18 protein-coding genes and 1 pseudogene are annotated in these 18,795 nt (G+C 58.7%); 11 read left to right on the plus strand and 8 right to left on the minus strand.

Annotated elements, in window-relative coordinates; genetic code table 11:
* The first annotated feature begins 109 nt into the window (after positions 1 to 109).
* The 5 genes from NP945_RS30775 (at position 110) to NP945_RS30795 (ending at position 4,865) form a co-directional block, all read left to right on the plus strand.
* Positions 110 to 835, plus strand: a complete 726-nt coding sequence (locus NP945_RS30775; RefSeq protein WP_245466345.1) for an AraC family transcriptional regulator — start codon at positions 110 to 112, stop codon at positions 833 to 835.
* A 60-nt stretch (positions 836 to 895) separates the two neighbouring features.
* Positions 896 to 2,146, plus strand: a complete 1,251-nt coding sequence (locus NP945_RS30780) for an MFS transporter (RefSeq protein WP_256748413.1) — start codon at positions 896 to 898, stop codon at positions 2,144 to 2,146.
* Positions 2,112 to 3,548, plus strand: a complete 1,437-nt coding sequence (locus NP945_RS30785) for a hypothetical protein (RefSeq protein WP_256748414.1) — start codon at positions 2,112 to 2,114, stop codon at positions 3,546 to 3,548. The genes NP945_RS30780 and NP945_RS30785 overlap by 35 nt, the downstream gene beginning before the upstream one ends.
* Positions 3,549 to 3,742: 194 nt before the next feature.
* The gene (locus NP945_RS30790; protein ID WP_256748472.1) at positions 3,743 to 4,333 is read left to right on the plus strand and encodes an ankyrin repeat domain-containing protein; all 591 of its coding nucleotides are present in this window, start codon (positions 3,743 to 3,745) and stop codon (positions 4,331 to 4,333) included.
* 13 nt (positions 4,334 to 4,346) lie between these two features.
* Entirely contained in the window at positions 4,347 to 4,865 is a 519-nt protein-coding gene (locus tag NP945_RS30795) for a YHS domain-containing (seleno)protein (RefSeq protein ID WP_306283340.1), read from the plus strand.
* Between the two features lie 11 nt (positions 4,866 to 4,876).
* On the opposite strand, the gene NP945_RS30800 is transcribed toward NP945_RS30795, so the two are convergent.
* Positions 4,877 to 7,072, minus strand: coding sequence for a tetratricopeptide repeat protein (locus tag NP945_RS30800; protein WP_256748415.1), 2,196 nt, complete (start codon positions 7,070 to 7,072; stop codon positions 4,877 to 4,879).
* A 797-nt stretch (positions 7,073 to 7,869) separates the two neighbouring features.
* Positions 7,870 to 8,106: a helix-turn-helix domain-containing protein gene (locus tag NP945_RS30805; protein ID WP_256748416.1), complete on the minus strand. Its 237-nt coding sequence runs from the start codon at positions 8,104 to 8,106 to the stop codon at positions 7,870 to 7,872.
* Positions 8,107 to 8,275: 169 nt separating this feature from the next.
* Here NP945_RS30805 and NP945_RS30810 point away from each other — a divergent pair, with 169 nt between their 5' ends.
* Positions 8,276 to 8,785, plus strand: coding sequence for a helix-turn-helix domain-containing protein (locus tag NP945_RS30810; protein WP_256748417.1), 510 nt, complete (start codon positions 8,276 to 8,278; stop codon positions 8,783 to 8,785).
* A 16-nt stretch (positions 8,786 to 8,801) separates the two neighbouring features.
* Here NP945_RS30810 and NP945_RS30815 read toward each other — a convergent pair whose 3' ends face one another.
* The 4 genes from NP945_RS30815 to NP945_RS30830 all read right to left on the minus strand — a co-directional run bounded on the left by NP945_RS30815 (position 8,802) and on the right by NP945_RS30830 (position 12,451).
* Complete coding sequence (locus NP945_RS30815) at positions 8,802 to 10,052, minus strand: CapA family protein (protein WP_256748418.1); 1,251 nt, start codon at positions 10,050 to 10,052, stop codon at positions 8,802 to 8,804.
* Positions 10,053 to 10,128: 76 nt separating this feature from the next.
* Positions 10,129 to 10,977, minus strand: a complete 849-nt coding sequence (locus NP945_RS30820) for a transporter substrate-binding domain-containing protein (protein ID WP_256748419.1) — start codon at positions 10,975 to 10,977, stop codon at positions 10,129 to 10,131.
* Positions 10,978 to 11,028: 51 nt separating this feature from the next.
* Entirely contained in the window at positions 11,029 to 11,778 is a 750-nt protein-coding gene (locus NP945_RS30825) for an ABC transporter permease (protein WP_127327793.1), read from the minus strand.
* Positions 11,779 to 11,791: 13 nt separating this feature from the next.
* Entirely contained in the window at positions 11,792 to 12,451 is a 660-nt protein-coding gene (locus NP945_RS30830; RefSeq protein WP_256748420.1) for an ABC transporter permease, read from the minus strand.
* A gap of 271 nt (positions 12,452 to 12,722) precedes the next feature.
* Between NP945_RS30830 and NP945_RS30835 the strand changes: the two genes are divergently transcribed.
* Positions 12,723 to 13,679, plus strand: a complete 957-nt coding sequence (locus tag NP945_RS30835; protein WP_256748421.1) for a LysR family transcriptional regulator — start codon at positions 12,723 to 12,725, stop codon at positions 13,677 to 13,679.
* Positions 13,680 to 13,807: 128 nt separating this feature from the next.
* On the opposite strand, the gene NP945_RS32065 is transcribed toward NP945_RS30835, so the two are convergent.
* Both NP945_RS32065 and NP945_RS32070 read right to left on the minus strand, forming a co-directional pair.
* The gene (locus tag NP945_RS32065) at positions 13,808 to 14,128 is read right to left on the minus strand and encodes a hypothetical protein (RefSeq protein WP_372338002.1); all 321 of its coding nucleotides are present in this window, start codon (positions 14,126 to 14,128) and stop codon (positions 13,808 to 13,810) included.
* An 81-nt stretch (positions 14,129 to 14,209) separates the two neighbouring features.
* A pseudogene (locus tag NP945_RS32070) lies at positions 14,210 to 14,734 on the minus strand (hypothetical protein); the annotation flags it as partial.
* Between the two features lie 207 nt (positions 14,735 to 14,941).
* Between NP945_RS32070 and NP945_RS30845 the strand changes: the two are divergent.
* The 4 genes from NP945_RS30845 (at position 14,942) to NP945_RS30860 (ending at position 18,390) form a co-directional block, all read left to right on the plus strand.
* Positions 14,942 to 15,118 (plus strand): hypothetical protein, encoded by a 177-nt coding sequence (locus tag NP945_RS30845; RefSeq protein ID WP_256748422.1) that lies wholly within the window; start codon positions 14,942 to 14,944, stop codon positions 15,116 to 15,118.
* Positions 15,119 to 15,242: 124 nt separating this feature from the next.
* Complete coding sequence (locus tag NP945_RS30850; RefSeq protein ID WP_256748423.1) at positions 15,243 to 15,431, plus strand: DUF3606 domain-containing protein; 189 nt, start codon at positions 15,243 to 15,245, stop codon at positions 15,429 to 15,431.
* Between the two features lie 954 nt (positions 15,432 to 16,385).
* Positions 16,386 to 18,017, plus strand: coding sequence for a tetratricopeptide repeat protein (locus NP945_RS30855; protein ID WP_256748424.1), 1,632 nt, complete (start codon positions 16,386 to 16,388; stop codon positions 18,015 to 18,017).
* A gap of 199 nt (positions 18,018 to 18,216) precedes the next feature.
* Positions 18,217 to 18,390 carry a hypothetical protein gene (locus NP945_RS30860; RefSeq protein ID WP_256748425.1) on the plus strand — a complete coding sequence of 58 codons (174 nt, stop codon included), beginning with the start codon at positions 18,217 to 18,219 and terminating at the stop codon, positions 18,388 to 18,390.
* Positions 18,391 to 18,795: the final 405 nt, after the last annotated feature.

Here is an 18,795-nt window from a genome sequence, read left to right on the forward strand (position 1 = left end):
GCTTGCCCACAAGTATGAGAGTTGGGGGAGCGTGCGGGCGGACGTAATCAAAAGAACTGGGCTTGAGCGTCAGGAGACAAGAATCCTCCAGCCAAACCATGTGTTCTTGATGAACCTGAAGGGCACAGCGTGCCGTGGAGAAGACATTGTGGATGGGCGCCGGATTGCCTTTTTGCCGCGCCGGGCCGGTTCGATCATTTTCATGCCCGCCGGCAGTGATTGGAATGGGTGGGATGAGGGTGACGCGACCGCTTCCTACCTCCTGGTCTCAATTGAAAAAGGGTTCGCCGAAGAGGTGTTTGCGGGCATGGCTCGCCATCGCCCGGCGGTGCTGCCGCCTTCGATCGGATTTCGGGACAGCACTGTAGAGTTGGCGTTGCAGAGGATTGCCTTGGAGCTAAAGCAGCCTGACCCAATCAGCGCAACGATGGTGGAGAGCCAGGCCACGCAATTGCTCGTGCAGATGTTCAGGTTGAACGGCGTCCATCAGGAGCCGGCAAAAGGCGGTTTGTCGTCGTTCGACCTCAAGCGCGCCGTGGGCATGATCGAGGCCATGTCGGACGGCAGACCTACGCTCGCCGATTTGGCAAAAGAGGTTGGGATTAGCCGGTTCCATTTCTGGAGGGCCTTCAAGCAGTCGACAGGCATGACGCCGCACGCATTCATAGCGCAGCGCCGATTGGAGCAATCGGCGGATATGCTGCGATCGACCAATTTGTCGGCCACGGAAATCGCGTTGGAATGCGGTTTCGGCAGTTCGAGCCATTTCGCCACTGCCTTTAAGCGGAGCTTCGGCGCGAGCCCCACGGAATTTCGTCGTAAGAGCAGAATCTAGGTCGACGCTTGTGGGTTATTAGCAAGTATCGGAAAACCCTCACGTCACAGTAAAGCAGGCTTGGCGGAAGAAAGTATCAACGGCGATCAGCCGGATACGCCGCTCATGTCAAACCTGGTTCGTACTCATCATCGCAAAGGACGGGTCTACCGGCCCAATCCCTGCTTCGGATTCCTGGCCAGCACGCTATCGGCGGCCGTTGCCCGAAGCGGCTACTATATCGCATCTGCCTGGATTCTCGTCGAGCGAGGATACGGAACTGCCGGTTTGGCGACGTTCCTTGCGATCGTTAGCATTGTCGAATTTATCGCGAGCCCTCTGGCCGGCGTAGCGGCGGATCGATTTGACAGACGACGCCTGAACGTTGCGGCAGACCTCAGCCGCTTCGTCGTGATGCTGGCCACCGCTTGCGCGCTTCTCTACATGGACGTTTTCCTGGTCATCTGTCTGTCAGCGGTCCTGTGTTCGTTTTGCGACCGTGTCGCGCTGACGAGCTCTCAATCAATGATCCCCGTCATAGCTGACGGCCGCGATCTTGTAGCATCGAATTCCGCCGTCTTCTTCGTCATGCAGTTCGGCAGTCTTGGGGCAGCTCTGCTCGCAGGGCCGTTGCTGCATGAGCAGTCGCCAGCCCTGCCATTCACCGTTCTTGCTGCCTTCTTTCTGTTTTCAGCAGGTTGCTTGGCCTTGATGCGGCTGGAACCGGTTTCGCGCGATGTCCGCATCGCCAAAATCTCGGCAGCACGATTTGATCTGAGCCTGCGTCGTCTCATCGTCGTCTACGCGCTTCTCTATACAAGCGCGGTGCTTGTCAGCGTAATGGGATCTAGCTTCGTCTTCCAGGAGCAGAAGGGTACTGCCGTGGATTTCGGCTACCTTGAGGCTGCATGGTCGGCGGGCTCACTGATCGGCGCGATCTCGCTGTTCGGCATTGAAAGAGCAATGAGTAGCCAAGCGCGGCATCTGATTCTTTTGGGCTCTACGGCGCTGGTACTCATGGCGCTGGCATATCTGCACATGCCCTGGACAGTGATCCTTTTTGCCGCGCTCGGATTTCTATACAATCTTGGACGCGTTAGCGTTGAAGTCACATTGCAGTCGCGTGTACCCGTTTATCTGTTGGGCCGGGCAAAAGGCATTATGCATTGTGTGGCCGTGGTGCTCGGTTTACTCGTCTTCGGCATCGCCGCCGCGGTAGGAGATCGAGTACTTCCTTCGACGATTTTCTTCAGCTTTGGAATGATGCTGCTCATCAGTATTTGGTGTTTGAGCGTCGATGTCGTTCAGACGCAAGAAAAGGGTGAAACGTGAGGTGGAAGAGCTAACAGCAGGCGCAGACGCGAAACAGGCAGTGCTCGAGTCGCTAGCCGCGCTCTACCCATGGATGCGATCCTATCATCCCCGTCCGATCCGCGACTATGCGTTCCGCTTGTTCGAGGCGCCAGCTTCGAAAACCGTGCCGGAAATTCGCCGTCACGCCCTTACCAAGTTGCTCGACACGATCAAAAACGCAGGAGAGCGAAACGGATTGCCCATCAATGCCGTTTCACAAATCTGCAGAGAATTCGAAAAGCGCCGTGTGATGCAGACAGGCCCTCACTTGTTTCTCCTCACGGAGCCGGAAGCCTATTACACACACATCTTCAGCCTCCTTGGACTCTCGGCGCATGGCTGTTCGACCTACGTTTCCTATGCGGTTTCGACGGTGAGCCTTGTTGAGAAGGCACGCAAGGGACCAGGCTGGCTCACTGTCGACGGGAAACCGATCAACGTCTTCGGCCTCAGCCGAAGCCGGATGATTGGATATAGCCTGCTAGCCGGACCAGGACCCTATAGGTTCGACTTGTTGCCGACCGAACCAGACACTGAGGGAGAGGCGCTCACGCTGCTTCGTAGCCTGCTGCCAACAACGCACTTCGAGCGGCCCGCGCATGCCATCAAGGCAGCCAATCTCATCCTTTGGCCAAGAATGTTCGGAGGCCGCTTTGCCTTTCTGCAGATCGACGACGAGGATATTGCCGACCTGGTGGCGGACCATCTGGTGGACGAAAATTCCTGGCTACGCATGAGACTTCTGGAAGACCCGAAGTTCGCTGCCAATATCCTTGCCGGCCTCGACGGGCTCGCGTCCGGCCCGTGGAGTGGCTGGCTCGCGCGCGGTACTGATTTCTTCTGGTTCTATGAAAATGGCAAGCGCCGTCCGCTGCGTCTGATCGCCGGCGAACTCATCGATCCTGCGACCGGTACGAAGGTGGCGTGCTTCACAGCCCCCGACATTCTCAAGCGGCTGGCAAACCGCAGCCTTGTCCCGAATCTCCTGCTGATGTTTCTGGTTGTGTCAATCCTGCCCGGCGTGCGCGCGCTTGGAGGCAGCTATCAGCCGATCTACTACCCCCTGATGCGCTATGTCGTCTGTCGGGCGCTCGAGGTCGCAGGCGTGGATGAAGATCTTCGTCAAGCCCTCGCAACGGACGACGTGCCGGGAGCTTGGGGACATCGGGTCATTGAGTGCGATGATGATCCACTCGAGCTATTCCTAAATGGCAGGAACGCCGCGATGAGTGATCTTATCGACCGTTTGAGCGATATTTCCTTCGCCGAGGCATGTGGAAGCATGAGAGGCTTCGTGTCCGACCCGTCGTGGCAAGAACTTCACAGCCGACTTCGGCAGGGGTTGGTCACGCCGGCCGATGAGGAATGGGCCTTTTCCTGAAATGCTTTATACGCTTCCAGCCACTGACACGTGTACGCGGGATTGCGAATGGCTGCTTCGTGCCCAATGTCGGACGTCGAGCAGACCATAGCCGCATCCCGAAAGCGGACATCCGGCCGCGCTGTCCGCCGGCATTTGCCCCGACGAGCTTAATGCAGCTTGTATAAGTCGAGACTAATATGCTATTCTACATGATGCGCGGACTGCTGGCACTTACTATGCTGGTATTGGCGGCTACAAGAGTAGTCGCAGGTGAGCCGTTGTTCGACTCCATCACCGCCGGCGACAAGAGTGCCGTGGAGCAAGCCTTGGCGGGCGGTGCCGACGTCGACAGCCGGGCACGTGACCAGGCAACGCTCCTCATCGCTGCTGCTCTCGATGGTCAGCTTCCCATTGCGGAATTCCTGCTGAGCAAGGGCGCCGACGTCATGGCGCGCAATTCCGGTGGGTTTACCCCCCTCCACGCGGCTGCCTTTTCTGGAAGCCTCCCAGTCGCCAAGCTGTTGCTCGAACAGGGGGCGGTGCTCGAAGACTCGGCTAACAAGTCTGGGGTCACACCCTTGGTGATAGCGGGGGAGGAGAACCATGTCGAACTGGCAGAATTCCTGATTGCGCAAGGTGCGGATGTGAACCATGCCGAGGGTCATGGCTATATGCCGCTTACCCGCGCGTTCTGGAAGGGCAATACCGACATCATAAAACTGCTCAAACGGCATGGCGCGACGTGCCAGGCGAAAGTCCTTGGCGAAGCGAACGCTGCGAAGTGCGAAGCTATCCACGATTGAACGGAGAACGCAGATGAACATATCGATAAGACTGGTTCGCAATTCGGCGTCGGCAGTCATATGTGCGCTCACCTTGATGGCCGGTGCAGGCTCTGCCCTGGCCGACTCGGTGAATACCGGCTACTTCGGCGGAGTGGCGATCATGGGCTACGACACGGTCGCTTATTTCACCGATGGCAAGGCCGTGAAGGGTTCCGAAGATTTTTCCTATGAGTGGCTTGGCACGCCGTGGCATTTCGCCAGCAAGGAACACAAGGAAATGTTCATGAGCGAACCTGCCAAATACGCTCCTCAATACGGTGGTTACTGCGCGGGCGAGGTCGCACTCCACGAATCCGTCACCGTCAATGTCGATCCGGAAGCGTTCAAGATCATCGATGGCAAGCTCTACTTGATCTACGACGAAGGGAACGCGGCCGCCTTTGCGGACAATGCCGATGATCTTGTTCCGAAGGGCGATGCAAAATGGCCGATCGTCGAAGCAAAGTTGGCAGTCGACGTGCCGGATTGGAACTTGATCAATAACCCCTGAGTCTTGCGAGCTCAATTCACTGTCACGAAGTGAAACACCATACCTGTATTGACATAAGAATACCCGTTGCCGGCAGCGTCCCTGCGTCTGTAGACGGGACCACAGATGGGCCGCCCAAACATGTTTTCGCTATGCTCACATAAGAGGTCGCGATCGACGTAGACCCTCTCGGTGAGCATTCGTGTCATCGTTCGGAAGACTGCCGTGCCGTCCTGTTCTATCTGCATAATGGCTGGAAGCCCGTCCGGTTCGAGGTTGCCTTTCAAGGTCTTGCCAACAACAAAAGATGCGATTTCCGCACCGTTCAACCGGTCCTGTTCGTCGGCGGTGAAGCCGAACGGCCATTCGGGAAGTCCTGCCAGGCGGAGGGCGTCGATGAGCGGCGCCAAATCTTCAGCGTTGCGAAGATGGGCATAGTGATTCCGAAACGCGTCCAACGACCGCAGTCGAGCCAAGGATTCGGTCTTCGTCACCAGCCGGAGGCCGTCCGCAATCGCCGCTTTGGCGTCCTCTGTGCGGCCGGCGCGGGCATAGGCCGCTGCGAGCAAAATCCTAAGGCTGCCCGCCTCTGGAGCATCGTCGCGAGCGCGCTCGAGAGTCTCAATGGCTTTCCTGATGTCCCCGAGCAAAAGCAAGACAACCCCGACAACCTCCCGGTCTATCGGAGCCAGATTGGGATCAAGTTTCAATGCCGTCTCGACCGCCAATGCCGCTTTGTTATGGTTGCCGGCGAACAGCTGGATATAACCAACGGCAATTTGCGTCGCAGCGTCTCCGGAGCCTAATGCGACAGCACGCTCCGCCGAGGTGATGGCATCTTCATAGCGGCGATCCATGACCTGCATAATCCCGAGAACGGCGTAGGGCGATGAAAACTCCGAATCCAGCTCCAAAGCACGGCTTGCCTTCTCATATGCTCTCTTTCGCGCAAGCGCGCTCTGAATGATATCATCGGAGGCAGTGCGCCAAAGATAGACACTCAGCCGTGCGTCGGCAGCAAAGGCCTCGGCGAAGGTGGGGTCGAGCTTCTGCGCCTTCTCATACAGCGCAAGCGCCTCGCGCAATCCGTCGCCTCGACCGGTGCGCGCCTCCCGCTCCGCACGGAGGTAGGTATCATAGGCTTCGAGATTTGCAGTCGGCGGGCGTGCCATTCGCTCGCTCTCGGCTGCCGAAGCTTGGACGCCGAGCGCCTTGGCGATTTCCCGGCTCATCTCGTCCTGGACCGCAAACACGTCCGCGATGCCGCGATTGAACCGATTAGCCCATAGATTGTCGCCAGTGGCGATGTCGATGAGCTGCGCGTTGAGGCGGATTTGATCGCCGGTCCGCCTCACGCTGCCGTCAACGACAAATTGCACGCCAAGGTCACGCCCAATATCTGCCAAAACGGGGGGTTTTCCCTTGTAGGCGAAGACGGAGTTACGGGCGATCACATCGAGCCCGGAAAGCTTTGCAAGATCAGTGATCAAATCTTCAGTGATGCCGTCGGCAAAATAGTCCTGGCCAGGATCGCCGCTCAGGTTTGTAAACGGCAGTACTGCAATGGATGGCTTTTCGAGCGCGGAGAGTTTTTGCCATTGCCATGCAAAAATGCCTGCAAGCAAGACGACGAGCAGCGCTGCTACTCCTGCCAAAATCATGATGGGCGAACCTGGCCGGCGTGGCGCCGCTAAGATCTTCCCCGCGTCTCCGGGATCAAGCAAAACCCGATAGGCGCGAACCGGATCGGCGATATTCTTGAGGCGCTGCCCTCCGAGATCCGCAAAACCGACACCCACTTTGTGCGCCGCGTGATCGAACGCCGTGCCGGAGATGCAAACACCGCTTGGCTCGGCCATCGCTTCCAGGCGCGCTGCGATATTCACCCCATCTCCATAGATGTCGTCGCCCTCTACGATGACATCGCCGAGATTGACGCCGATGCGAAACCGGAGCTGCCGGGCTTCGGGTATACCCTTGTTGCGGTCGGCCATCCGGCGCTGGATCACAGCAGCACACTGGACGGCATCGACGACGCTGGCGAACTCGACGAGCGCGCCGTCGCCCATTAGCTTGATTATGCGGCCGTGGTGTTTCTTGATCTCGGGGTCGATCAGTTCGCGACGGCAGCTCTTCAGTCCCTCAAGCGTTCCTACCTCGTCCTCGCCCATGAGGCGGCTGTAACCAACCACGTCGGCAGCAAGTATTGCTGTAAGCCGTCGCTCCATACGTGCCCTGCGCCTTCCCTGGTCGGTCCAAGCGGCTTTGGCTCCAGCCTATTCTAGTCCTGCTTCGGACGCGAGTGTGCGCGACCGTGTTATGGCACAGCTAGAGGATGGCGGTGCTACTCGGAATGGCAACGCGCCGGTCCTTCCACCCACGAATCTGAACGGAATGCTCTCTCGACAAGATGTCCGCTTAGGTCATCAGCGCGCCGGCTTGGTTTGAGTGTCCGCTTTGGAGACGCCGAAATGCTCTGGGAATGACTGGAATGGGTCAGATCGCGTCGATGCTCCCCAAGGTTCTGAAAGTCCGCTTCCACCCCTTTCACAGTTGAAAGCCGACCGTCAGCTTCCGGCCCCATGTCGGCCGTTCAATTCGCGACGAAGCTACCCGCTGTTCTTGGCGTCTCGCGCCTTAACACCGCGACGTTCTGCATACTCGATCAATGCGAGCTCAATGACAGCGGTTACCGAACGACGTTCCGACTCTGCGAGTTGTTCAGCCAGAGCTAGCACAGATGGGTCCAAACGCGTTGTGAATGGCTTTTTTATCATTGTCGCTTTTCGGCTTGAACTTGGAGCAGAAAAAATGCATAACAAAGCACGTGCAATGCACATGCATCGCGCATACTACGACCGACCAAGGTGCAGGAACACTTTGATCGGCCTGGCCACAACCGCGCTGTCAGGAGTTCGGATCATGGCTGATTCCAACAATACCACGACTTTGCCTCTCGTCACCCGCCGGAGGGTAGTTGTGGGAGTAGCAGCTGCGAGAACCTGTCCTTCCGTCAACGGGACAGTCAAACCGAAGGATCTAAGAGCCGTACACCTTCACCCTTTTGGCCAGCGGACAGGAATTCGACACCCGCTTTTATCAGAGCCGCCTCAATAGCCTGCAAAGTGCTGATGCGGGAATCGACCTTGCCGTTTTCCAACCGGGTTAGCGCATTCAGCGAGACAATGGCCTTGTCGGCAAGCTCCTGCTGCGACCAACCAAGCAAGGCCCTTGCGGCTCGAATCTGTCGTGGACTGACCATGAGTCCACAATCGGCAGGCGGATTTTCTTTGCCACCTATAGGGTTATTTTGAACCCTATAAGGTATATTAAATGGCGATTCGATCTGCAGGTGACCTCGGAGGAAGAGGCCCGGAGCGCGCGCGACAGACTCTCTATCCGGCTGACTAGTGGAGGATCGAAAGGCCTTGTTGAAACCGCAACGCACCGTCCTCCTTCGGACGGGGCCGAAGCCAAAGATCGACAGTGACCCTCATCCGGCCGATCAGCATGTCGGCAGGCAGATTGCGACGGTTCGCGTCCAATCCGACGTCTCGCAAGCGCAGCTTGCCCGATCCATAGGCATCAGTTTCCAGCAGCTCCAGAAGTACGAAAACGCGCGCAATCGCGTGAGCGCGTCGATGCTCTACGAGATCGCCAGCTCGTTGGGCGTTCCTGTCGGCCGCTTCTTCGCAGGCCTGCCGGGAAACGGTGAGACCCGCGTCGAGGCGCGGACCCTGCCGGTCGATGAGCGCCTGGATTTCATTGCCAGCGCGGAGGGCCGGCGCCTGATCGAGGGGCTTGTGAACCTTCCGCCGCGTGTGCGCGGTCGCGTCTCGTCCCTGATCGCAGCGTTAGGAGAAGAACTGGCCCTGCCAGACATAAAGGCGGATAGCGAGACGGCCGGCGAAGCCGCGCCTGCCGAATGCAAGACCGGCTGACGGCCGGTCGGGGCCGTCAGCCGAATTTTCGTGCGGGCAGGGCGATGCGGACGCAGGTCGAGGATACTTCGATCTCGACGCCGAACGCCCGCGAGCGGGTCGCGAATCCCTCCAGGATGTCTCGCGCTGCGGTTCCCGTGACGGCAACGGGCACCAGTCTGCCCGTTGCTGAGCCAAGGGACTGGGGGTCCGCGCCGATCGCTACGGGCAGGAGGTCTATTCCCGTTAGACTTCCGCTCCCATCATAGCGGCATGCGGCGACAATGCTTTGCCAGACCTCCGGGGGATTCCATTCGGTTTCTTCGGGGTGGACGTGGAAAAGGAAGTTGCCGAGGCCGTAGAAGATCGGCGCGCCATTGTAGATTTCCACGGCCTGCAGCACCGGAGCGCCGTGGCTGACGAAAAGGTTGGCGCCGGCGTCGATGCACATCCGGGCAAAGGTCTGCACCCAGCGCGGCACGTCCTGCCAACCTGGTTCCCAGTGATGGTGGTGCAGATAGGCAATGACGAAATCGCCTTGTGCCGCCGCATGCCGGATGGCGGACAGATGGACACTCGCGCTCCGCTGATCGACTTCGACCAGACGGCCGAAATCGGCGGCTTGCGTGAACACGGTGCCGTAGAAATTGATCTCCTTGTCGGCCGACACCGCCACAGGATCCTCCGGCTGCGCATAGTTGGCCAGTTCAAAAGGGGAGCTTTGCAAATGAGCGCCCAGCCTCGCCAGTCTGCGGAAATGTCCGTCCGGCACCCCCATCTTGCGAACGGTGGTCAGACGATTGACGCCGGGCCGAGCCGGCCGGAAGGCCGTGCGGTCTTCGGCATACATGTTGGTCGGGCCAGGGCCTGCATCCATCGCGAGAAGCGCGACCTGGCTCGCGCCCAGGCGGCGGCCGCCCGGTTTCCTCGCGTCTGTCTCGTCGGCCCCGATGCCGGCATGGAGGAAGCCGCGCGCTTCCACTTCCTCCAGCGTCGAGAGGATGCCGCCGGCGCCGAGATCGAAGGCGTGGTTGTTTGCGAGCGCAAGCGCGTTGAAACCGATGGCCTGCAACGCGTCGAGCACTTCAGCCCTGGAATAGCCGAAGTATTTGCCCTTGGTCGGCCAGCCGCCGTGCTTGCCCAGGATCGTCGACTCGAAGTTGGTGAAGACGACGTCGCCTTGGCGCAGGAAGTCCGTAACGGCGATGAAGCGTTCGTCTTTGACGTCACGGATGTCGTGCGTGATCAGGGATTGGCCGGTGACGACCGCGCAGAACTGGTCTTTCATGGAACTCGCCTTGAAGGAGGGGAGGGCGCTGGCGTTCCGCGCCTGCGCCCCGTCAATGTCGAAGTCGGGTGCCCGCCTATTGCGAGAGGGCAGGCGAGATGTCGCTCTTGAACCATTTCAGGCTCAGCGCTTTGATCGTCCCATCCTTGGTGGCGGCGGCGATGGCTGCGTTGAACTTGGCGAGCAACTCGGTATCGTCCTTTCGCATGCCGGCGCCGACGCCTGGCCCCCAGAGCCCCCCTTTCAGCTCCGGCCCGAAAAACACCGCATCCGAACCGGAAAGCGTCTCCAGGAAATCCCGCCAGGTGAAATAGTCGGCGAGGCCGCCGTCGATGCGACCCGCGGCCAGGTCGAGCTTTAAATTGTCCAGGCTGTCGTAGCTGCGGATGGTCACGACATCGCCCAGGATTTCCTTCACGACGGCTTCCGAATTCGACGAGCGCAAGGCCCCGATCGCCTTGCCGGCGAGCGTCGACCTGAGGCGTTCAAGGGTCGCCTTTTCCTTGTCCCCGATGGTCGAAAGGTTGACCTTCTCCTTGGTGTCGCCGGCGTCGAGACCCAGCTCCTTGCGCACCACGAACTGGTTGAAGCCGGCGGCGTAGGGGATCGAGAACGCGATCGACTGCTTGCGTTTCTCCGTGATTGCCATGCCGGACATGATCACGTCGAACTTGCCGACAAGCAGCGCCGGGATGATACCGTCCCAATCCTGCGGGACGAAGGTACATTTGATCTCGATGCGACGGCAAAGCTCCAGTCCGACATCGATATCGTAACCGTAGAGCTGACCGTTCGCGTCGGTACCGTCCCAGGGCGGGGAGGCGCCTTCAGTGGCAATCGATATGACGCTCTTGCTTTGGGCGCTGGCAGGAAATGCCGACATCAGGGATGCGATGGAAACAGCAATAGCCAGGGGTATGCGCATGATGCACCTCTTCGTTGGTTGGATGGAAAGGGCTGCCGAAAGACCCGCGGGTCAGGGCAGGGGCGTCGTGGTCTCAGGGTCAGGCAAGGGCGGGCGCAATCGCGGCTTTCGTCGACGCACGCGATGGCCGTCGGTCGACAGTCGCCGTTCCAGGAACTGGATCGCTTTCACCGCGATCGAGGTGAGCGATAGGTAGATCGCTCCGGCGACGATGAAGATCTCGTAAGGCGCGAACGTCGTCGAAACCATCTGTCTCGCCATGCCGGTGATCTCGAGCAGCGTCACGGTGCTCGCCAGGGACGAACCCTTGATCATCCCCACGACCTCGTTGCCGTAGGCCGGAAGCGATATCCTGAAAGCGATCGGGAAGGTGACCAGGCGAGCGATCTGGAAGCGCTTCAAGCCGAGAGACGTGGCCGCCTCGGTGACACCCTTGGGCACCGACTGGAGACCGCGGCACAGGATTTCGGTGGTGTGTGCCGCGCTGTTCAGCGAAAATGTCAGAAGGGCGCACCAGAAAGGATCGCGCAGGATCACCCAGAAGATGCTGGTTCGCACGGCCTCGATCTGACCGAGGCCGTAGTAGAGCAGGAAGAGCTGAACCAGCATCGGCGTGCCGCGGATCACATAGGTGTATGCGAGGACCGCGAGCGAGAGGCCGGGACGTCCGAACGCGCGCATGAAGGCGAGCGGCACGGACAGAACAAATCCGGCCGTCAGCGACGAGACCGTCAGGGTCAAGGTGAGGCCAATGCCCGAAGGCAGGACAACCATGGCGTCAAACATCAAGCCGAGATTCATGCGGCGGTCCCTCCTACCGGCCGAGGGCCGGATAGCGTCGCTCAGCCAGCCGGATCGACAACAGCGTGACGGTGGTCAGCGAAAGATAGAGAGCGGAGGCCGCAAGGTAGAAGGTCAACGGTGCGCGCAAGGACCCGGCCCCCACATACGCCACGCGCATGATGTCGGTCAGTCCGACGATCGAAACCAGCGCGGTATCCTTGAAGAGCGAAATCCAGAGATTGCCATAGGCAGGCAGCGCCAGCCGCAGCATCTGCGGTCCGATAACGAACATCCAGCGCTGCCAGGCGTTCAGCCCAAGCGATTTTGCCGCTTCGGTTTGACCCGCTGGCACTGCCGCAATGGCACCGCGGAACACTTCGGTGGCATAACCGCTGAAGACGACCGAGAGCGCGATAACGCCTGCGGTGAATGCATTCACTTCCACATACCGGCCGGCGATCTTGCTGGCGAGCGTGGTTCCGCCGAAGTAGATGAGCAGGATAATGAGAAGTTCTGGTACACCACGGACAACCGTGGTGTAGGCCGTCACGACACGGTTGAGGCGCGGTTGTGCCGTGCCCTTCGAAATCGCCAGAAACAACCCAAATGCCGTACCCAGGCAGCCGCTGACAAGGGCCAGGCCTATGGTCACGGTGAGTGCGACAATAAACTGAGTAGTAAAACCACCCATAGGGCGCTTTCCTCGACTCGCAATACCGCCAGGTACGCCGATCTTTTTCACTGAGACCAAGCTTTTTAACCCAAGGTTGCGAATTGTTTTATTTGTAATTCGGAGTTAATTTGAGATATCGTCTAATTGTATCGCTTAATATTCCACACTCAATCTATAATTTTTAATATTTTATCTATAACCCGCCCTTATATACTGGGGTGGCTTATTGCTTCCCCAGGTTGGCGGTATCTGCTTCCCGGGTGGCGTTATCAGGGAAAGGAGCGCCGGAATGGAGTTGCTGCAGAGCGACCTGAAGCTCCGTCAACTGAAAGTCTTCCGAGAAGTGTTGCGGGCCGGTTCGACAAGGCGAGCAGCGGCAGCCCTCGGGATAAGCCAGCCGGCTGTCAGTCAACATGTGAAGCAACTCGAGACCACGCTCGGCATCACCCTCTTCAAGAGATCAGCCAACCGCATCGTCCCCTTGCAGGAAGCATGGGAGCTCCTGCGAAACGTTGAACTTGCCCTGACGTCCCTGGATCAGCTGGAAGCGTCAATCTTCGCGATGAAGAACGAGGAAAAGCAAAGGATTGCGATTGCCGCGCCTTCTGTTTTCGGTTTCGTGACCTTGCCCAAGGTGGTGGCGATTATCCACGCAAAGACCGCTTCGAACGTCCGGTCAATTTCTGGAAGCTACGACCAGATCGGCGAGCACATCTTGGCCGGTCGCGCGGATCTGGGGATCTCGAGATTGCCGCTGGACCCACGCCTGTTTGAATGGGCGCCGCTCGGGTCGGCGCGCAACGTGTGCATCTTTCATCCCGACCACCGCTTTTCACAACAGACCTGTATCCAGGCGCACGACTTGGCTGGCGAAACGATCGTCGATATCGATCCCCAGTTCGCCGCCCACCAGATGAACTTCAATGCCTTGCGCTTCGCCGGCGTTGAGCCGAACATACTGGTGGAATTCGACTGCAACGGTCACGAGGCCGGATACGTTTCGGCTGGCCTGGGCATTTCCATAACCAATGAAATCATTGCGCGTGAATACGAAGCGTTTAACCTCGAAGCAAAACCGGTGGAACCGTCAGCTCTTTATCATTACGTCGCGATTTGGCAGAAGGGCAGGACCTTTTCGAATGCTCTGAGCGTGTCGCTCGAGGCGATCATCGCGGCCTTTTCCACCGCCCTTGCAAAACACAAAGGTGGGCTAAATGACCAAGCCTGCAAGCTACTGGCAGAATGAAAGCGCAGCAATTAATCCTGTTGGCCTAGACTGCCCGTCAGGCCATTCCGCGATAGCACCATAGGCATGAGAGTCGGGATATATTAGCTTGTGCTTGCGGCGGCCCACCCCGCCCGCCCGGCCGGCGCCTAACGTCCCAACAAACCCGCCACAGGCGCCGGCCACCCCTCGCACCGGTCGATTTCCGAGATGTGCATCGTGGGCGATGCGTCATGCCTTTGCCCCCGGATCGCCCGTAGCGTGGCGTGGCGTAGTTTATTTTCGCGCTTAAGGGTCTTCACGCGTCCGACAAGGCCAGGTTTGATCCATTCGGCATCGGGCTTGTCGGCGCCCCTCGGTGGCGCGCCTTTCCCCTCTTGCACCTTGGCATAGAGGCGTTCGCGCATGGCTTTGGTCAGGACGATGTTTGCCGAGCCGACGTAGCGGCGTTCCGCATCGCGGGTTGCCATCAAGGCGAGTGGAGCCGAACCGGGCGTTCGCTGCACGCCTGCAACTTCAAAGTCGACTTCCTCATAGCATTTCGTTTTCAGCCACGCTTCGGTGTCGCCTGACCGATAGACGCTGTCAGGCCGCTTCGACACCATGCCCTCTAGGCCCATGCGGTCAACCGCGGCGTAGAAGTCGGCCCCGCCGCCATGCACATGGTGACTGTACTGGATCACGCCCTTGGCAGGCCTGACGAGTTCGAGCAGCTTTTCCCGGCGTGCCAGCAAGGGTTCGGGGCGCAGGTCGATGCCGTCATGGTGCAGCAGATCGAAGGCGACGAAGATGATCCGATCTGGCGCCTATCGCATCGCCGACCGCAGCGAATGGAAATCCGACACGCCTTTCTCGTTGAGGACGATTGCCTCGCCGTCAATGATTGCCGACGTGGCCGGTAGGGTTGCCGCAGCCTCGACAATCGTCTTGTACGTGGACGACCAGTCGTAGCCTCTCCGCGTGATCGTTCGGGCAGTGCCGTTCTCGATAATGACTTGGGTCCGGTAGCCATCATACTTGATTTCGTGAATCCAGTCGGCCCCTGTCGGCGGCACCTCGACAAGCGTGGGGAACATCGGCCGGATGAATTTTCAACATACGCTAACTCGGACTGACCGACTTTAAATTAGAAGAAGCTAAAATGGTTGCAAAGGAACGCACCAGACGCTTGGGCAGCTCCGGAGCACCTTGAGGAGCGTTATCTTGATCCAGCGGCTGCAGTCGCTGGAGCGCCGCCTGGCCGGCGTCAAGGAACGATTCCGCCCTCCCGGTGTTTCAATCCCATGACAAACATCACGAAAGGCCGGGGAATCGCGATGGCGGCCGAAGTCGCCAGTGCCAAGCAGCGCCTCGAACGGGCCGAGCTCGCGATTGAGCGCTCGGAAAAGATGGTGGCCCAAAACATCGAGCGGTCCGGCAGGATTCGGCGTTTGGTCGAGGCCGCCACACAAGATCAATAGCCTCCACAAAGGATCCCGTGCGGGCAGAACCAAGCCGGCGCAGGGCCAACTCTGCGACAAGCGCTGGCCACCCTTACGTGGAACCCGGCGCCACTCCCGCTGTTCTGCTCTCAGGAGGACAACCATGCCAGATGACAAAAGCAAACGTGATTTTCGTGATCGAGACCGCGTTTCGGGCGACGAGGAATACGAGGTCGGCTATCTCGCCAGCAAATTCCAGCTTACCATCCCTGAAGTCCGGGAACTTATCAAAAAGCACGGCAATGACCGTGACACGCTGGAGAGCGAAGCGAAAGCACTGGGCAGTCGATGATGAGGTTATCCTAATGGACCATCGATCCTCGGAAAACAGCACGGCGGCGAGCCGGCGGACGAGAACGGGACCGGCGTGCGGGCAGCAGGTCCACATGCGCGACATTCGCCAGGAATTTGGCCCGACCAGCCAAGCACAAGGCGGTCCTTGTCGTCTTGACATAACCGGGCTGCCCATTGCCTAAAATCCTAAGGAACTGTCCCGAAGGTGGAACATTGACCCTCTGAGCGGTCGATTCCCAAGGGTGTAGCCGCTTTAACAGGGTCCGCCGCCGGCGCCGTAATAGGCGACGGGCTCTTATGCGCCTAATGCCGTTCTTTTAAAAATCTGGCTTCACGAAGCAGCGAATTCCAATCCGTACCGATAAGCTTCATGCGCCCATTCAACTCTGAAATACCGCTTCTTCAGATGAACGTCGGGCAAGCAATTGCTAATTGCCCTTGTCCACACGTCCATCGCCATGCTTTTTCATTGGCTCCTCCTTTGAACCAATTGGGTCGGAGGAACTCCCAGGCAATCTTATCGGCCTTAGCGCCTTTGACGAATGGATATGTCTTCTCCTGCGTCCGGCGCCTGGTCCACTTATTGCGATATCGGCAGAACCTGGAGTGAACGGCTGCTCTGCGCCTCGTCTCTGTCCAGCCGGAAGCCGCAAGGCGCGAGAGACTAAAGTTGACGGGGGCTGCTGGGCCGGGCTCGCGGCGACCGGACGGACCAGTTCTCCGCGTCGTCCATCGTTCCGATGAGGCGCAGGACAAAGCGGCAAAGCAAGTCATGGCGGCTTTAGACACTACGTTCGACGACCAGAGTCCGTCAGCCGCGTGATAGGCTCGAGCACAGAAGCATCCGGCAGGCGATGGATGATCGTGCGGGATCCTGAAGTCGGATTCCCTTCCTTCGGGGGTTTGATGTAGTCTGGGCAGGTAGTCGCCGACAGCCATGGAGTTGGATACGATGACGTATTTCGATCTAGGCACCTTCTCCCGCCGGCTGAACAACACGCCTTCCGAGGCGCAGATTTGGTTCGACCGGGGGCTGATCTGGCAATACGGATTTAACCACGAAGAGGCCATTGCCTGTTACGAGCGTGTGCTCGAAGTGGCGCCTACAAACGTCATGGCGCGGTGGGGAATTGCCCACTGTCTGGGTCCAAACTACAACAAGTTATGGACCTCCTTCGGGCCTGAAGAGCGTATTGTCGCTTTAACGCGGGCGCATGTGCTGTTGGCGGAGGCGTGCGATCTGCCTGCAATCGAAGTCGAGCGCGCACTGCTTGATGCGCTGACGTCGCGGTTTCCTACTGACCCTAAGATTACGGATTATGGCCCTTGGAATGACGATTTCGCTGCAGCGATGCGCACAGTATACGAGAGGTTTCCTGACGATCTGGATGTGACCGCGATCTTTGTCGAGGCACTGATCAACCGCACGCCTTGGGCGCTGTGGGATACTCGTACCGGGCAGCCTGCGGCTGGCACCTCGACGGAGGAAGCGCGGGCGGCTCTGGACCGCGCCTTCACGACCCAGCCAGTAGCCTGGGGACATCCGGGGTTGTTGCATTTCTACATTCATCTGATGGAGATGTCGTCGACGCCGGAAAAAGCTTTGCCGCATGCAGATCGGTTGGAGCGCCTCGTGCCAGACTCTGGGCATCTTGTGCATATGGCGACGCATATCGACGTGCTTTGCGGCGATTACCACAAAGTCGTGATGCGCAACCGGCAGGCGGCTCGGGTGGATCGTTCATATTTCGCCCATGCAGGCGGTAAGAACTTTTACACGGTCTACCGGATCCACAATCTTCACTTTCAAATCTACGGGGCCATGTTTCTTGGTCGCCCTTCAGATGCCTTCGAAGCCGCGAGGGCACTGGCGGAAAACCTGCCAGAGCCGGTGGTGCGTTACATGCCAGAGATGTTTGAAGCCTTCGCGCCGATGAAGTTGCACGTACTTATCCGCTTTGGCCGCTGGTCCTGCATCCTGGAAGAGGCCTTTCCTGACGATGCCGAGCTCTACTCGTTCAGCACCGTCCTATTGCATTATGCCCGGACCGTGGCTCTGGCCAATCTCGGTAAAATCCCACAGGCAGAGGAAAGCGCTAGCCTTTTCGCGGCCGCGCGCGATGCAGTGCAACCCGAGCGCATGCTGTTCAACAACCCATGCGCCGATATCCTCGAGGTTGCCGAAGCCATGATGCTGGGGGAGTTGTATTACAAGTCCGGCCGCCTCCATGAAGGCCTCGACTTCCTGCGGCGTGCGGTCGGTCTCGACGACAATTTGCTCTATGACGAGCCATGGGGTTGGATGCAGCCGACGCGACACGCGCTTGGCGCATTGCTGATGGATGCCGAACGATATGGCGAAGCTGAGGCTGTCTATCGCGCCGACCTTGGGCTTGATGCGACGTTGCCGCGGCCTTGCCAACACCCACGCAACGTCTGGAGCCTTCACGGCCTGCTTGAATGCCTTAGCCGACGGGGTGACGCGCTAGAAATCAGCGACGTCCGACAGCAGTTGGATCAGGCTCTGGCGCATGCAGAGGTGCCGATCATGGCATCATGTGCCTGTCGGAGTGCAGCGCGATAAGTGGGAAGAATCCGTTCGCCACGGTTTTGGTAAGCTACCGGAATGCTTATCGCAAGTGCGGCGCCAAACCAAAACGATCCACCCGGAAAGTCCCTCTCATCCCTGGGACGGCCCGCCCCAGTTGTGGATGGCGAGGTGGGCTTTTTTCCATTTTCTGAAACTAAACGCCATGCCCTGGGTTGGTTCAAAGGAGGACCCAATGAAAAAGGATGGTGACGGGCGTGAGGCCAAAGGCAATCAGCAATGCATGCACGACGTTTATCAAAAGAAGTCGGCATATTCGGAGTCGGATGCGCACGATCTGGTCAAGCTCGTAGGAACCGATTGGAATTCGCTGTTCGGCGAGGCTCGGTTTTTGAAGGAACGCCATTAATGCACGAGACCGCTGCCTGGGCCTGGCTAACCAATTTATATGCCGTCGTCGAAGTCTGCCGCACGATAGATTATCGGCGTTGGAATCGCTGAAGCCCCACCTCCGCCCGCTGGCTTCCGCCGGCGGGGTTTTCATTTCCGGCGTGGTATATTCCGCCACATGCGAGTTTTGTTTATCGCCTTTGCGATCCTGTTTTTTATGGCTGTCGGCTTTTGGCTAACCGCCGATTTTCTTATCAACAATCGCTTTCAGCTGTGATTATCCAGCCGTCAAAGGCGAAGGGATAAGGGGCGGCCGGCTCTATTCGTGTCTTCCAGAGCGTTCCAATATGATGCCGATACGTGCTTTGGCTTTCTCGACCATTTCCCTAAGTTCGGCGCACGAGTGGGCCATCTGCGTGCGGGA

The organism is Mesorhizobium sp. LMG17149, from assembly GCF_024518695.1.
Classification (GTDB): Bacteria; Pseudomonadota; Alphaproteobacteria; order Rhizobiales; family Rhizobiaceae; genus Mesorhizobium.

Excerpts from the sequence above, each read along its gene's own strand:
- NP945_RS30775 (WP_245466345.1), top strand. The coding sequence starts at position 110 with ATGAACCTGAAGGGCACAGCGTGCCGTGGAGAAGACATTGTGGATGGG.
- NP945_RS30785 (WP_256748414.1), top strand. The coding sequence starts at position 2,112 with ATGTCGTTCAGACGCAAGAAAAGGGTGAAACGTGAGGTGGAAGAGCTA.
- NP945_RS30790 (WP_256748472.1), top strand. The coding sequence starts at position 3,743 with ATGCGCGGACTGCTGGCACTTACTATGCTGGTATTGGCGGCTACAAGA.
- NP945_RS30795 (WP_306283340.1), top strand. The coding sequence starts at position 4,347 with ATGAACATATCGATAAGACTGGTTCGCAATTCGGCGTCGGCAGTCATA.
- NP945_RS30800 (WP_256748415.1), bottom strand. The coding sequence starts at position 7,072 with ATGGAGCGACGGCTTACAGCAATACTTGCTGCCGACGTGGTTGGTTAC.
- NP945_RS30805 (WP_256748416.1), bottom strand. The coding sequence starts at position 8,106 with ATGGTCAGTCCACGACAGATTCGAGCCGCAAGGGCCTTGCTTGGTTGG.
- NP945_RS30815 (WP_256748418.1), bottom strand. The coding sequence starts at position 10,052 with ATGAAAGACCAGTTCTGCGCGGTCGTCACCGGCCAATCCCTGATCACG.
- NP945_RS30820 (WP_256748419.1), bottom strand. The coding sequence starts at position 10,977 with ATGCGCATACCCCTGGCTATTGCTGTTTCCATCGCATCCCTGATGTCG.
- NP945_RS30825 (WP_127327793.1), bottom strand. The coding sequence starts at position 11,778 with ATGAATCTCGGCTTGATGTTTGACGCCATGGTTGTCCTGCCTTCGGGC.
- NP945_RS30830 (WP_256748420.1), bottom strand. The coding sequence starts at position 12,451 with ATGGGTGGTTTTACTACTCAGTTTATTGTCGCACTCACCGTGACCATA.
- NP945_RS30835 (WP_256748421.1), top strand. The coding sequence starts at position 12,723 with ATGGAGTTGCTGCAGAGCGACCTGAAGCTCCGTCAACTGAAAGTCTTC.
- NP945_RS32065 (WP_372338002.1), bottom strand. The coding sequence starts at position 14,128 with ATGGCAACCCGCGATGCGGAACGCCGCTACGTCGGCTCGGCAAACATC.
- NP945_RS30845 (WP_256748422.1), top strand. The coding sequence starts at position 14,942 with ATGACAAACATCACGAAAGGCCGGGGAATCGCGATGGCGGCCGAAGTC.
- NP945_RS30850 (WP_256748423.1), top strand. The coding sequence starts at position 15,243 with ATGCCAGATGACAAAAGCAAACGTGATTTTCGTGATCGAGACCGCGTT.
- NP945_RS30855 (WP_256748424.1), top strand. The coding sequence starts at position 16,386 with ATGACGTATTTCGATCTAGGCACCTTCTCCCGCCGGCTGAACAACACG.
- NP945_RS30860 (WP_256748425.1), top strand. The coding sequence starts at position 18,217 with ATGAAAAAGGATGGTGACGGGCGTGAGGCCAAAGGCAATCAGCAATGC.